Here is a 14,343-nt window from a genome sequence, read left to right on the forward strand (position 1 = left end):
TTCTCCGGAAATGCTTGTTTGGGGCGGAATGAATCGCGGGGTGGAAAACTCAAATCGTGGATCTATCAAACACAGCACACTAGCCCGAAGCGTTAGCGAGGGAAACGTCAAGCTGCGGCGCTCCCTCGCTAACGCTTCGGGCCAGTGTCGCCGGTCTCTCACTATCGCATCCGCTGCATATATTTCACGAACTCGGTATCGAGGCGGCCCAGATCGTTGCCGAAGGCGAGTTTGAACTCGGCGAGCCGTTGCTCCGGCGTTACCGTGAACAGCGCCTTCTTGGCCGCCATCGTTTCCACGAATTCCGTATACTGCTTCGGTTTTTGGTGGACCAGGAAATACGTCAGCGCCCAAGCTTCCGCATAGGCATCAAGGGCTTGGCGCGCGTCGCGAAAGCGATGGTCGTTTATCATCAGCGATTCCAACGACTTGGTCGGCCGCTCGCGTAAATACTGGCGAAACCGATCCAGCCGGGGGCGATTCACCGCGCCGACGGTTTGCCAGCCGCGTGAATTGTGCAGATCGGGCGTTTCGAAATAGAGCGCGATTCCCTCGCTGACCCACAGCGGCACATCGGCAAACCGCGCTTGCAGACCGCGATTGAACGCCAATTGGTGCGTCGCTTCGTGGATGATCGTGGCCACCATCGCCGCGGCCTCGGGCTGGGCAAGGAGCTGATTGATTTCGCCGGCCGAACCGCGGTGGCCGCCGAGCCGGCGCACCGCTTCGACACCGGTCAGATCGTACATCGTCACTCGGTTGCTGCGCAGGCTGTAGAAGCCGATGATCGATTTCGTCGCCTCGCCGATCTCCGCCTTGGCGTGCGCGGCATACGATTCCTGGTCGGGAAAAACGAGCACCACCAGCGGCAATTCCGGATCATGCAGCTTGACGCCGTGGCTCGGCCAATAGGTCGCAAAAGCGTTGTAAAGTCGTTCGTAAAGCGCCCCGACCCACTGGGCATACACCCGGCTCGTGCCGTAGCAGATGACGTAGTGGGCCGTTGCAAGAACCTGGAAGCCGGGCAGTTCGGCTTGCACGCGCTTGCCCGCCTCGGCGGCGGACAGCGGAGCAAACGCCTGATTGTCGTGCGTGTGGCTGACGATTTCGTTCGGCTCGATGTTCCAGAGCATTCCGTCGGGCGACAGGAGCATCAGCCCGCCGTCCTGCGCAGTGACCAGAAGCTTTCCGCCGATGGTTTGCTGCGATTTATCGCGCAGGAAAGTCACTTGGTCGTCGCCCGCCGCATTCCCATTTGCAACCGGCGCAAGTGCCGCAAGAAGGATCGCCGCGAGCACAAAATGGAATCGTGCTAGACGCATGCAGACGAGCCTGACGAGGCGGGAAAGCGGGGAGAGAATTTATGATCGCTAAATTATTGTAGCCGCCCGCGCCATGGGATAAAAGCGATTGGCGAATCTGCGCGGGTGGGATTGCCGGCGCAATCGGCACTTTCGTCCGCCTCCGGACGACAAAAGGCGCGAAATCTTCCGAACCGGACCGTTGCCATCCGCCGCGGATTTGCCACAATAGCCGGAAACAACGCCGCGGGCTCAAGCCTACAGGCCGCAAGCCGAAACGCGCCGCGCATGTCCTAATTGAGCCCGCCGCCCTCGTGCCTGTAGCCTTCCGCCTTCAGCCTCAAATCCCCGGAGCAAAATCGCATGACTCGCCCTATCACCTTGTTTACCGGCCAATGGGCCGATCTGTCGTTTGAAGACATGGTTCGCAAGGCAAGCGATTTTGGATATCGCGGCCTGGAATTGGCCTGCTGGGGCGATCACTTCGAAGTCGACAAAGCATTGGCCGACGACGGCTATTGCGCCGCCAAGCGCGATCTATTGGAGCGCTACGACTTGGAGGTGCATGCGATTAGCAACCACTTGGTCGGTCAGGCGGTGCTCGATCCGATCGACGAGCGGCACAAGTCGATTTTGCCCCCTTACGTCTGGGGCGATGGCGATCCGGCGGGCGTGAATGCCCGAGCCATCGAAGAAATGAAAAACACGGCCCGAGCCGCCCAGAAGCTCGGCGTGAGCATCGTCAACGGCTTCACGGGCTCGAGCATCTGGCACCTCAACTATTCCTTCCCGCCGGTGCCGCAGAAAATGATTGAGGCGGGTTTCGAGCTGCTCGCCGAGCGCTGGAACCCGATTCTCGACGTGTTCGGCCAGTGCGGCGTAAAGTTCGCCCTCGAAGTGCATCCGACGGAAATCGCGTTCGATCTCTACTCGGCCGAGCGGTCTTTGGCGGCCCTCGATCGTCGCGAGGAATTCGGCTTCAATTTCGATCCAAGCCATTTGCTATGGCAAGGCGTCGATCCGGTCGAGTTCATCCGCGCATTCCCCGATCGGATTTATCACGTGCACGTGAAAGACGCGATCGTGACGCTCAACGGAAAGAGCGGCATTTTGGGAAGCCATCTGAATTTCGGCGATCCGAGGCGCGGTTGGGACTTCCGTTCGCCCGGCCGCGGCGGCGTCGAATTCGAAGAGATCATTCGCGCTTTGAACCAGATCGGCTACGACGGACCGTTGTCGGTCGAATGGGAAGATGTCGGCATGGACCGCGAGCACGGCGCCCGCGAGGCCTGCGAATTCGTGCAGCGGCTCGACTTCACCCCGAGCAACGTCCAATTCGACGCCGCATTTGCGGAATAGGCTGCGAGGGGCGCGACGCTGTGAGGCTATCGGCCAACACCGTCCCGCTGGCTTCTACCGGCGGCCCATCCGCTTGCGCATCTCGAACCCCCTAACGCTAGCCCCCCTAACCCGAACCTATGCTCCCCGCTGCCGAAGTCGCTGCCTTGCTGGCCGAATTGGGAACGACGCATGTCGTGTGGCTTCCCGATTCGGGGTTAGGGCCATGGGAAGCGGCGCTCGAATCGTCGTCGGCATTTCGATTGTTGCGGGTTTGCCGGGAAAGCGAGGCGTGGGGATTGGCGGCCGGTTTGCTGCTCGGCGGTGCGCAGCCGATGATCGTGATGCAAACCACCGGCGTTTTCGATTCCGGCGATTCGTTGCGAAATTTCCTCTTCGACCTACGTCTGCCGCTGTTTGCCATCGTCGGGCATCGAAGTTACTTGGTGGAAAACACGACCGACACCGCCAAATATTTCGCCGAGCCGATTCTGCAGGCGTGGGGACTCGACTATGTGCTCTTGCCGCGAACTGACCAAACGCCGCAACTGCGCCACCACATTTTGAAATGTCGCGCGGCCGGAAAGCCCGGCATCGCGCTGTTGGCCGAAGGACGGATGTAAGCAGGCTGTAGGCTACAGGCTGTAGGCTGCCGGACGGATGACAGCACGGGGGTCTGCCAGGCGGACTCGGCTTGTTGCTCGCCTACGGTTCGCGCGTTGCTGAATCAAACCAAGGCCGGAAGCCCATCATGCAAACTTCGACCTCTGTCCCCGCTCGCCGCCAAATGCCACTGGTCGCCGCGCTGCAAGTTGTGCAGCGTCTGCGAACCGACGAGATTGTCGTCACGACGATGGGCACGGCTCGCGAATGGCCGCGGCTCTCGCACCATCCGTTGGATTTGCACTATCTCCCCTCGTCGATGGGCCAGTCGCCGACGGTTGCACTCGGACTGGCCATTGCCCAGCCGGCCCGCGAGGTGATTGCTTTCACCGGCGATGGATCACTGTTGATGAACCTCGGTTGCCTGGTGACGATCGTTGCCGCGGGAGCAAAGAACCTGACGTTGATTGTGATCGACAATGGCGTTTATGAGGTGACCGGCGGACAGCGGACGGCCGCCGCAATTGCCGGCGTCGATTTCGCCGCGATGGCCCGAGGAGCGGGGTTTGCGAGCGTCGAGCACTTCGATGATCTGGCCGTCTGGCAGGAGCAAGCGACAGCGGTTCTCAAGCGCCCCGGCCCGGGCTGCATCGTGCTTGCTGCGGAGCCGGTCCGCGGCGACTATTTTCTCAATGTCCCCGGGCCGATTGGCCCTCGGCTAGAAAAGCTCCGCGCGGCGCTGAGCGCGCCGCTTCGCTAGGCTGCCGCTGAAAAATAACTTCGGCATCTGAAATTCGGCGCGGGTGCGGAACCGTTCGGCACCGCCGGCAAGCGTATAATGCATTCGCTCATACGCGCGCACTTGTCCGATCCGTCTGATTCGCGTTAAGGTTCGTCCCGATGCAATTGCCTGTCTACATGGACAACCATTCCACGACCCGGGTCGATCCGCGGGTAGTGGCGGCGATGTTGCCCTATTTCAGCGAGCAGTATGGCAATGCCGGCAGCACCAGCCACAGCTTCGGCTGGGAGGCAAAAGAGGCCGTCGATCGGGCTCGCCAGGCGATCGCGGCCGCCATCGGGGCTCAGCCGCGCGAAATTGTCTTCACCAGTGGCGCCACGGAAAGCGACAATCTGGCAATTCGCGGCGTGGCCCAGCGAAATCGTTGCAAGGGAAACCACCTTATCAGTGTCGCCACCGAACACAAAGCGGTGCTCGACACGCTCGGGCATTTGGCGCGGCACGACTTCGAGACGACGCTCTTGCCGGTCGAACCGGGCAGCAGCGCTCGCCCCGGATTGATCTCGGCCGAGCAAGTGGCCGGCGCGATTCGCGACGATACGATCCTCGTGTCGGTGATGCTTGCGAACAACGAAATCGGGGCGATTCAGCCGATTGCCGAGATCGGGGCCGTCTGCCGCGCATCGGGCGTGCCTCTGCATTGCGACGCCACGCAGGCGGTCGGGCGAATTCCGGTCGATGTCGAAGCGTTGCAGGTCGACCTGTTGAGTTTCTCGGCGCATAAGATTTACGGGCCGAAGGGGATCGGAGCGTTGTACGTTCGCCGCCGGCCGCCGCTGCGGCTTGAATCGCAAATCGACGGCGGCGGGCAAGAACACGGCTTGCGCAGCGGAACGCTCAATGTGCCGGGGATTGTCGGCTTCGCGGCGGCGGTTGAACTTGCGTTGGCCGAGATGCCGACCGAAGCGGTTCGTCTGGCCGCGTTGCGCGATCGGCTATTCGCGGGGCTGCAGCGCGAACTGAGCGGCGTGGCGTTAAATGGCCCTGCCCTCGACCGGCCTGGGCTGCGGTTGCCGAACAATCTGAATGTCTCGTTGGCCTATGTCGATGGCGAGGCACTGTTGTTGAGCATGAAGGATCTGGCCGTCAGTTCTGGCAGCGCTTGCACCTCAGCCAACCCCGAGCCGAGCCATGTGCTGCGAGCTCTGGCGCTCGACGACGATCTCACTCGTGCCAGCTTGCGTTTCGGCCTTGGCCGGTACAACACCGATGAAGAAATCGACTTTGCTGTGCGCACGGTGGTTGAATCGGTGGTCCGATTGCGGCAGATGAGTAGTTTGGCGTAAGATGGATGACTGATCCGGTGGCCGACCCAGGCAAATCCGATTGTTGACTTGCTCCGCCGAATCCGGGTATATAATTTCGTTACTAGGGCGGTAGGTACGATCCAATCTCCTTTTGAGAGAGCCAAGATGTCAGTGATGCTAACCGAACGGGCCGCGAAGGAAGTTCAGAAGATCGTTGCAGACCAGAAGATGCCGGCCGAGACGATGCTCCGCATCGGCGTGGCGGGCGGCGGTTGCAGCGGATTCCAATACGCCCTCGGCTTCGACGACAAGTTCGACGCCAAGGAAGATGCAAAAAAGGACTGCTTCGGCGTCACGGTGGTCGTCGACAAGAAGAGCGACCTCTACCTCGACGGCACGACGGTCGACTTTTTCGAAGACATCAGCCGGCGCGGTTTCACGTTCGACAATCCGAACGCACAAAAGAGCTGCGGCTGCGGCAGTTCGTTCCACGCGTAAGCTGATCGGCAGCGCGAACTGCGTTCCACCGCGGTTAGGTGGCGGCATCAATCTCGCTTCAAGCCCAACGAAGGCCAGTAGCGCGGTCGCCAATGGCACGTGCGTTATGGGCTTTCGCTGGGCTTTTTTGTGGTCACCATTTCCAGCGTGGCCGGATTTCGTTGTTCACCACGCAGCCTTCGGGCCATCGGTTTTGGTAGAGCGCGACCAAGCCTTCGGCCGCCCGAGTGGCCATCGCCACGACCGACTCGTCGTCTAGCCCGGCCATGTGCGGGCAAAGCACGACGTTTTCAAGATCGAGCATCGGGTTATCGGGCTGCGGCGGTTCCTGTTGAAACACATCGAGCCCAGCCCCGAATAGATGGCCGCTTTTCAACGCCGCCACAAGGGCCGTTTCGTCGACCAGCCCACCGCGCGATGTGTTCAAAAGCACCGAGCCGGCCTTCATTCGCTCGAGCGACTGGGCGTTGATCATGAGCGCCGTCTGCGGCGTGACGGGGCAATGCAGGCTGACGATGTCGGCCGTGGCCAATAGCGTGTCGAGCGGCACGAGGCGCACACCCAATTTTGCGGTCGACGCAGCCTCAGCAACTGGATCGTGCGCGATCACGTTCAATCCCAGCCCGATGGCGCGCGGCGCGAGAGCCCGGCCGATTCGCCCAAGGCCGACGATGCCAAGCGTTCGACCGGCCAGGCGGGGCAAGAGCCGGCTTCGTTCCCATTTGCGAGCCCGCATCGATCGATCGCGAGCCGGCACGCCGCGAAACACGGCCAGCAGCAATGCGACCGTTTGCTCGGCAACGCAATCGTGATTCGTGCCCGCGGCAATCACCACCGCGACACCATGATCCGTCGCCGCCGCGACATCGATCGCATCGTAGCCGACTCCGTGCCGGGCAATTGCGCGCAGGCGCGTCGCGGCGATCACTTCGCGCGAATATGGTTCGACCGTGGCGAGCGTTCCGTCGATGCCATCCAGCAAGCGGATCAGTGACGCCGGCTCGAATAGCTTCGCGCCCTGGGGAAGATAAACGACCTCCATCCCAGCCGTTTCGAGCAGATCGCGATAGGGCCCCGGCGCGTGTTGAAGAATCGGCGAGGTGATTAGGATGCGAGGCATTGGAATCCAAGGGGAGAGATGCGACGGGACAACCGCAATCCATCGAGCTACTTCAGCACGATTTTCACCGGCTTCGGATTCAAGCCTGCTTCGACCGTAATATCCTCGTCGGTCTTGCGCTTCTTGTTGTGGATCAAGCCGGCGGCGGAGAGCTTGTATTTGCCGGGCGGCACCGTGGGAAACGTGAAATTGCCATGCTCATCGGATTTCACCGGATCGATTTTCACTTTCGGATCGCCGGTGAGCGTCAACGTGACGGCGGGAATCGGATCGGGACCGAAAAACACCGTGCCCGTCAGCCGCGATGTTTCGCTCGAGTCTTGTGTTTTCGCTTGATCCAGGGTGATCACATGGCACTTCACTTTCGTGAAAGCGCTTTCGTTTCCGACCTCGTCGGTCGCGCGAATCAAAAGCGTAACATCGCCCGGGTTGAGCAGTTTGGTCGGCAGCTTGGTCGTCCAATAGCCGGCACTATTGCGGTCCATCAGCACGGCCGGGGCGGTGCCGCCGAAATGCCCGGTTCCCAGCGGATCGAATGCCGCCTCGATTTTCGAAACCCCGCTCAACTCGTTGTCGGTGGCCCAAACCGAAACCTCTTCATCTTTCGGGCCGATCACGACCACCGGCGGCCGTAACTCGACGCGCTCGATCTGCGGCGGCGAACCATCGAGCACGATGTCGACTGGGTTGCTCCATCCAGGTTTGCCGCCCGCGAAAACGCGGCCCAGCAATTCCACGCGGGCATTGCGCAGCCCGGGCACCGGCACGGGGAACTGGTGGAAGTCGCCGACGCGGGCCTCGAGCGTCAGCAGGCCATCGGGCGCCACGCGGTCCAGCCCGATCGCAACTTGCCGGTCATTGTTCAGCCGAACGGTGCGGTCGCCGCGCAAATCGCGCTGGCGATTCACGTCGATCCCGATCTCCACCATGTCGTCCGGGTTGTCGAACGCCCCGAGCGGCGAATCGACCTCGAAATCGGCCGGCAAACTGTCGATCGGCGCCTTATATGCCGCACCGGATAACGGCAGGAGAATGCGAAATTCTCGCAAGTCGAGCGACTCGGCCACGTCAGGCGATTCCATGCCGATCGGCACCTTGAACACAAACCCACGCGGATAACCATCGATCGAAATGCGAACCGTCAAAGTCTTGCCGGGTTGGGGCACGACGTCGGCATACAGATTCGCCTCGTAGTCGGGGGCGAGCAGGTCGCCATCCAATCGCGTTTGCGTTCCGGCGGGCGGCGCCGGAACCAAATCGGCATGCACATGCACGATGCCTGGCGGCAGGAGTGATTTATCCTGCGGTTGGACCCGAATTCGCAGCCGGCCCGCGTCGAAATCGTAAGCCAGGTGGGCATGAACGAATCGCCGCGGCCGCTGCGGCGCGACATCGAGCCAGCGGACCGTCGTCAATTGCGTCTGATGATCCATGATTACCGCCACCAAACCGTGTTCGAGCGGCGTTCTGAGTGGCGCAAGCGGAGCGGGCGCGGCCTTGGCGTTGTCGCCGCCCGCACCGCCCTCTTCGCCAGCGGGCGGTGCGGCGTCGTCGGGCTTTTTCTCTCCCGGCGTTTTCGGCGGCGGCGGAAACGGAAGCGCAACCACGCGGCCACCCGTCGGCACTGCTATCTTTTCCAGCGACACCAGCGGCACCGTCGTGCCGAATCGGCTGAGCACGATTGCCGCGTCGCCGGCCGAAAGGGCCGTCGGCGGCGGGAGGACAACCGGGGCGTGTTCCGCACTCAGCAATTGCACATCGACCGTGCGATCCGTCAAACCTCGGTTCACGAGCCCAAGTCGATAAATCGTCTTCCGATTCGGGAATGGATTCAACTGCACGCGTGTTGCCGAGGGCGTCCATGTGCCCGGTGTGCCTTCAACCGCCAATTCCAAGGTTTCGGGCGGCGGGAGGATCACTTCAATCTCGTGCCGCAAATAGGCATCGGCGGAAATCGCTTTGACGATCAAGCGCGTCGACTGCCGGGCTCCCGGCTTGGCGCGAATCGTCAATCGGAACGGTTCGCTATCGCCGGCATGCAGCAATAGGCTCGACGCCAAGCCGAGGCGATCCGGTCGCAAGGGAAGTTGCTCGTCGGCGGCCGGACCCGTGGCGAGCGGCTCCGCCTCGAGTAGCGGCTGCTGATAAATTACCGGCTTCGTCGGCGGCGCCACCTCGATCATGTTGGGGTCGTAATCGACCATCAGCCATACCGGCGCCGTGTCGGCTCCGGTGCGGCGGACTACGATATCGGCGACTTGCTCCGGCATGGTGGTCAGGCCGACCGTTGTTGGACCGGTCAACTGCAGCGGCATGTCGCCCAGAATCGGCAGCGGCGGTTGATGCGGAATTTGCTCCGCTTGCAGACGATACGATCGAGCGGCGTCGGCGAGATAATCGGAATCGGCCGAAGGTGCATCGGCCGCGGCCGCCTCGAGCCGTTGCTCCTCCCATGCGAGAAGATCGAACATGTCGGTATTGCTCAGCGCGGCGATCGGGTTGGCATCGCTCAATTGCTTTACGTCCCGGGCATCGACCAGCTGCAGCGCTCGAACGGATTGGCGAAGTGTCGCAAGCCGCGTGGGGCGGCTGGCTCGGAGCGAGAGATCGGAATTTGCATCAATCGCAGTTTCGATTTGCCCAGGCAAGCCGCGATCGAATTCGCGCATCGCGGCGCCAAAATGCCGCGCTGCGAGCCACACCGCGTCGGACGCCTGTGCGGCGGATTGAGCGGCATCGGTGGCCTTCGCATCAGAGTGCTCCGCGCCGGCTGGATTTCCGGCGACTGGATCCTCGGCCGAACTAGCCGAACTCACTAACGGGTCGGCCGACGCCGCGGCGAGCGATTGGATCGCGGTGTGCAGCGCGGCGTAGGCATCTGCGAGCGGCGCGATCGCCTTTGCGGCCGGCGAATCGGCGGACCCGGTTGTTTCGCTCGCGCCCGTCGCCAACCGCGCGAGCATCAGCTCCAATCTGGCTCGCGATTCGACTTGACGCCATTGGTCGGGCGTCGCCGGCGGCGGCGGCTCGATTTCGCCTGGAACGAGGGCCGGACGGTAGCTTTTTGCAAGGCGCGTATCCGCGTCGCTGAGAGCGACTAGAAGTGTCTCGCGAATCTCGGCGTTCGGCAGCGGCGTAGAAAGCAGCGATTCGATGCGGCTCAGGCGACCCGCGGAGCCACGGCTCGCCAATGCGGCCACCGCGATATCACCGAGCCCGCTTTCTACTTGCTCCACCAGCGGCGTCATCTGAGCCGTCAGATTGCGAATCTGATCCAGTTGGGCGGGATCGGCCGAATCGAGCGCGGCCGACAGAGCCGCCATATCGTCGAACAAGGTGAGCATGTCGGCCGGATGCGGCGTTTCGGGCGACGGCGCAATCACGATCGGATCGTACCAAGCCACGTAGTACGGTGCGCGGTTCAACAAATCGTTCTGCAATTCGATTGCACCGGCCACCACCGATGCATCGTCGGCAGCCTGTTGATACAAATTGATGGCTTGCCGCAAAAGGCTACTGCCCCGCTCCTGTCGATCCGTGCCGACGCCGTCTTCGAGAATTCGCTCGCCGGCCAAACGAAGCCGATCGGCCGTTTCGACGCGGTGATGAATCCACGGCAGCAGCGACGCTTCGATCGTGACCACCTGCTGCGCCAGCCGCTCGGCGTGCAGCGCCAGTTGAACCGCCGGCCAATTGATCTCGCCGGATGGGGCCTTCGCCGCTGTCGACAGCGAACGCGCCAAACGCACTTCGGCGAAGCGATCCAATTGGGGATTCAATTTGGCCACCCAGGCGGTGAACTCGGGCAATGTGCCGTCTTGGCTGAAACGGTCGATCGCCTGGCTTGCGGCCACAACGTCGGGCGTGAGCGGTTCGCTGCCGCGATCGGCGTACAGCCGCGCCATAGCAAGCGAGTTGGGGCCATCGACGCCCGCGGGCAACCGCGGCGCGAATGCTGCGATTTGCGCGGCAAAATCCGGCGGCTGATCCTCATCGAGCGGAGCGACGCGAGGCAACTGGCCAAAGCGTGGCAGCAATTTCCGCAGCCGCTCGGCCATTGCATCCTGGTCGGTTTCCCCGCCCGCCATTTCGAGATGTTCCTCGGCCAGCAACCAGGATTGATATTCATGCCAAAGTTGCGGTGCATAGTCGACAGGGCGAGGCTCATCGTCGGCGGCTTCCGATCGGTCGCGCCATTTCCAGCAATCGAGCAGCAATTGAGCGGCTTGTTCCGATGAATCGTCGGTGGAAACGGGGGGCGAAGCAGTCTTTGAGGCGGGAGACTTGCCGCTATCGGCACTCGCCGGCGCTGGGCTGCTTGGCGTCGCGGCGGCGGTGCCGGCACTTGCGGCGGCGCCATTCTCTGCGGTCGCGGCCGGCTTCTCGCCGGGGTTTGCGCCGGAATCGGCCGGCGGAATCGCCGCGGGTGCTTCGGGTGGGCCGGCACTTGGTGTTGCGTTCGCTGCTTTATCGCCCCCGGGGGCGGCGGTCGGTTGGGCCGGTTGTTGGCCTCCAGCGGGCTGATTTGCCGGCGCGGCGTGTTTTGCTCCCCCTTGCGCTGCTTGATTGGGACCCTGAATCTCCTTGGACACTTTCTTGCCGGTCTTGATCGAGCGCTTGGCTGCTTTCGCGCCTGGCACCTTCTTCGTGGCCTTTTTCGAGGCAATCTTTGCCAGCGGCGAAAGTTCATGGTGCACTTCCGAACCATAGGGAGAATTTGCCAAGCCGCCGGAACCGCCCGGCGAATTTGGCAAATGCACGCTTGCTGCAATGTCGTACGGCGCGGGCATCAGCACCGGCGGATCGACTTGCGACCAATCCGCTCCACCGCCCCATAGCAGTATCGGTGTTTGCGCTTCTCGTCCGCCGCTCGCCTCACGCACCCAGGCGGCCGTGTTCGTAGCGACGTAACGGAACAATTCGTCGAGATCGATGCTATGATCATCGTTTAGATCGGCCGCCCCGCGCAATCCGCGCACCACGAAAAAGCTGAACACCGAGCGCTCGAGCGACCATGACACATGCGACCGCTGAAATGCGGCATTCGAATCGAGCACCCACAGCGATGGATCGCCGGTCGCCACGACTTCGTGCTGCAAAAGCCGCGGAAATTCATTCACCAACAGCCCCAGCCGCGGATCGCAGGGAATCCGGCCGGAGTCGAGAACCAGGAGCTTCACCGATGCCGTGGATGCGCTAAGCTGTGCGAGCAGATCGCGAACTCGATAACGCCCGGCGGCAGGGTTGGCCGGATCGAAATTGCGGCAAAGCAGATATGGCACTCCGTCGTCGGACACGCCGTGCGCGTCGACGTAGACCATCATCACGCCGTCGCCGTTCGGCACTGCGTCGGCAATCGCCGGCCCGAGCGAGCCCATCGCCGACGGACTCTGCAGATTTCGCCAAGCCAACGGGCCGGTTTGCGAACCTTGCCGCGCCAGAAACGGGCTCACTCCGTTGCGGCCTTTCATCGCCTCGAAATCTTCCAAGGCAAACGGCACCGGCGGGGCTTCGAGCGCGTGGTAATCCGTGCCGCTGAGAAATGCCATCTGCGCGTTCGTGTGAAATAGCGGACGAAACACCAGCCAGCCGAACGCCGCGATCATCCCCAACAGAAGCAATGTCACCAGCCCGCGACGGACATATCGCGTCCGTGCCCAAGCGGCCAATGGCGGGGCCCGCCATGTGCTTCGCCCGAGCGGATTTCGAGACCGCGACGCGTGCGGGACCGTGATTGCTTGCGTTTGATCCGTCATGTGCGACCGTTCACCAGAGAGAGCTTGTGAAAGAATGGCGACTGGCTCCGAACCCGGTCGAAAAAACCTCGAAAAAATGGTTTCCGTGAGGTGCCCGTCCCCATTCTTTCACATCCTCAAAGTCCGTATCTCAGGTATAACCCGCCGACCGATTCCAGGGCAACAGCGATCATTGCTCGGACCGCGCTCCACGCGGCGGTGTGGCACTGGCGAGCGCAGTCTGCCAGTGGCGGCGCGCCGTTTGAGGTGGCGAATTTTTGCCTGGGGCGGAGCGGCGGCGATTTGTGGCGCTTCCGCGCGCTTGCGGCGATTCCACTGGCAGACTTCGCTTGCCAATGGCACACTGCCTTCTACTGGATAAGCCAGCAGTGACACCCAACCGTGCCGTATGACCGAGCCGGCTATTCGCCGCCGAGGCCTGCCGGGCGGCGGCCGCTGGTGTAGGCACAGAGCGCAATCCCGCCAAAATAGAGCAGCGACATCGGCACTGCCAGAAGGGCCATACTCGAAACGTCGGGTGACGGCATCAAGATCATCGCGATCACGAAAATCGCCAGAATGGCGATCCGCCATTGCTTTCGATACGCTTGCACCGACACCAAGCCGATCCGATTCATGAATAGCATCACCAGCGGCAATTGAAACCCGACGCCAAACGCCAACGGCAAAAACAGCACGAAACTGAAAAACTCCTCGATGCGCTGCTGCGGATTGATATTGAGATATTGATTGAAGCCTAAGAGGAACTTCAATACGATTGGAAACGCCACGAAAAACCCCATCAACACTCCCGCCAGGAACAACCCGATGCTGAACGGAAGAAAAATATAGACGTAACGCCGCTCATGCGGATACAAGCCGGCGGCAACGAATAGCCACAATTCGCGAAAAATCATCGGGCTGGCGAGGATCACGCCTGTCAGCATCGCCGCCTTGAGATAAATCATGAACGGCTCGATCGCATTGAACGACTGGAGCTGCACGCGCGGGTCGTTCTTGCTCTCGCGCCAAATCATGATCGGCAGCAGCTTGGCATCGTTCGGCGAGGGAGCGGCGGCGCTGGCAGCGGCGCCGGTCGGCTTTGCGGCGTCGCCGGGTGGTTTTGCCGCATCGCCTGGCGGATTCGCGGCATCGCCGGCCGGCGGTTTCGCGTCGCCGGCTGATTTTGACACGTCCGGCAATTTTGATAATTCCGGAAATGTGTGCGAAAGCTCCTTGAGCACCACCGTCGGCTGAATGTACACCTCTTCGCTGATGAAGCCGTCGTTGATTAGCCGCTGGTCGAGTGGCGGAAGCTCTCCCTTTGCCAATAGCTCGGCACGGGCTTTCTGCTCATAGAAATTCGCCAGCGCATTTTCCATCGGGGCTTCGATGAGCTGGATGACCCATTGGCCAATGACGAAGCCGATGATCACGCCGAAAAACAACCACATCGCCGCGCGAAACAGCCGGGTCCGCAGTTCTTCGAGGTGCTCCCCGAAGCTCATCGAACTGTGGCGGAACAGGTCGTCTTCGTTTAATTCGGCCATCTATTGAGCAACAGATTGAGATTTGAACAACTGCGACCCGAAACGTGAAAATGCCAGGCTCCCGCTTGGTCGTCCTGTTCAATTGGCAATCCTACCCTCAATAGGAAAATTAGCTTCCGCGGGAGCCGATGCGACGGGGCAGGCGCGGA

The 14,343-nt window shown here is 61.8% G+C and carries 9 protein-coding genes; 5 read left to right on the forward strand and 4 right to left on the reverse strand.

The genetic code is table 11. From position 1 onward, the window contains the following. Positions 1-161 precede the first annotated feature (161 nt). Positions 162-1,322: a DUF1570 domain-containing protein gene (locus tag VHX65_11025; protein HEX3999074.1), complete on the reverse strand. Its 1,161-nt coding sequence runs from the start codon at positions 1,320-1,322 to the stop codon at positions 162-164. A 342-nt stretch (positions 1,323-1,664) separates the two neighbouring features. Between VHX65_11025 and VHX65_11030 the strand changes: the two genes are divergently transcribed. The 5 genes from VHX65_11030 to VHX65_11050 all read left to right on the forward strand — a co-directional run bounded on the left by VHX65_11030 (position 1,665) and on the right by VHX65_11050 (position 5,789). Next, positions 1,665-2,660, forward strand: coding sequence for a sugar phosphate isomerase/epimerase (locus tag VHX65_11030; GenBank protein ID HEX3999075.1), 996 nt, complete (start codon positions 1,665-1,667; stop codon positions 2,658-2,660). Between the two features lie 119 nt (positions 2,661-2,779). Beyond that, positions 2,780-3,262, forward strand: a complete 483-nt coding sequence (locus VHX65_11035; GenBank protein HEX3999076.1) for a hypothetical protein — start codon at positions 2,780-2,782, stop codon at positions 3,260-3,262. Positions 3,263-3,390: 128 nt separating this feature from the next. Continuing rightward, entirely contained in the window at positions 3,391-4,002 is a 612-nt protein-coding gene (locus VHX65_11040) for a thiamine pyrophosphate-dependent enzyme (GenBank protein ID HEX3999077.1), read from the forward strand. Positions 4,003-4,142: 140 nt separating this feature from the next. After that, on the forward strand, positions 4,143-5,330 hold the full coding sequence (locus VHX65_11045; GenBank protein ID HEX3999078.1) for an aminotransferase class V-fold PLP-dependent enzyme: 1,188 nt from the start codon (positions 4,143-4,145) through the stop codon (positions 5,328-5,330). Between the two features lie 126 nt (positions 5,331-5,456). Then, complete coding sequence (locus tag VHX65_11050) at positions 5,457-5,789, forward strand: iron-sulfur cluster assembly accessory protein (protein ID HEX3999079.1); 333 nt, start codon at positions 5,457-5,459, stop codon at positions 5,787-5,789. A gap of 133 nt (positions 5,790-5,922) precedes the next feature. Here VHX65_11050 and VHX65_11055 read toward each other — a convergent pair whose 3' ends face one another. The 3 genes from VHX65_11055 to tatC form a co-directional block, all read right to left on the reverse strand. Continuing rightward, the gene (locus tag VHX65_11055) at positions 5,923-6,909 is read right to left on the reverse strand and encodes a phosphoglycerate dehydrogenase (GenBank protein ID HEX3999080.1); all 987 of its coding nucleotides are present in this window, start codon (positions 6,907-6,909) and stop codon (positions 5,923-5,925) included. Between the two features lie 47 nt (positions 6,910-6,956). After that, entirely contained in the window at positions 6,957-12,665 is a 5,709-nt protein-coding gene (locus VHX65_11060; GenBank protein HEX3999081.1) for a hypothetical protein, read from the reverse strand. Between the two features lie 401 nt (positions 12,666-13,066). Continuing rightward, positions 13,067-14,194, reverse strand: a complete 1,128-nt coding sequence (gene tatC / locus VHX65_11065; GenBank protein HEX3999082.1) for a twin-arginine translocase subunit TatC — start codon at positions 14,192-14,194, stop codon at positions 13,067-13,069. Between the last annotated feature and the right edge of the window lie 149 nt (positions 14,195-14,343).

It is taken from the genome of Pirellulales bacterium (assembly GCA_036267355.1).
GTDB lineage: Bacteria > Planctomycetota > Planctomycetia > Pirellulales > DATAWG01 > DATAWG01.

Bases quoted from the DNA above. Each gene is read 5' to 3' on its own strand.
- VHX65_11060 (HEX3999081.1), bottom strand. From the start codon at position 12,665: ATGACGGATCAAACGCAAGCAATCACGGTCCCGCACGCGTCGCGGTCT.
- VHX65_11030 (HEX3999075.1), top strand. From the start codon at position 1,665: ATGACTCGCCCTATCACCTTGTTTACCGGCCAATGGGCCGATCTGTCG.
- VHX65_11055 (HEX3999080.1), bottom strand. From the start codon at position 6,909: ATGCCTCGCATCCTAATCACCTCGCCGATTCTTCAACACGCGCCGGGG.
- tatC (HEX3999082.1), bottom strand. From the start codon at position 14,194: ATGGCCGAATTAAACGAAGACGACCTGTTCCGCCACAGTTCGATGAGC.
- VHX65_11035 (HEX3999076.1), top strand. From the start codon at position 2,780: ATGCTCCCCGCTGCCGAAGTCGCTGCCTTGCTGGCCGAATTGGGAACG.
- VHX65_11050 (HEX3999079.1), top strand. From the start codon at position 5,457: ATGTCAGTGATGCTAACCGAACGGGCCGCGAAGGAAGTTCAGAAGATC.
- VHX65_11045 (HEX3999078.1), top strand. From the start codon at position 4,143: ATGCAATTGCCTGTCTACATGGACAACCATTCCACGACCCGGGTCGAT.
- VHX65_11040 (HEX3999077.1), top strand. From the start codon at position 3,391: ATGCAAACTTCGACCTCTGTCCCCGCTCGCCGCCAAATGCCACTGGTC.
- VHX65_11025 (HEX3999074.1), bottom strand. From the start codon at position 1,322: ATGCGTCTAGCACGATTCCATTTTGTGCTCGCGGCGATCCTTCTTGCG.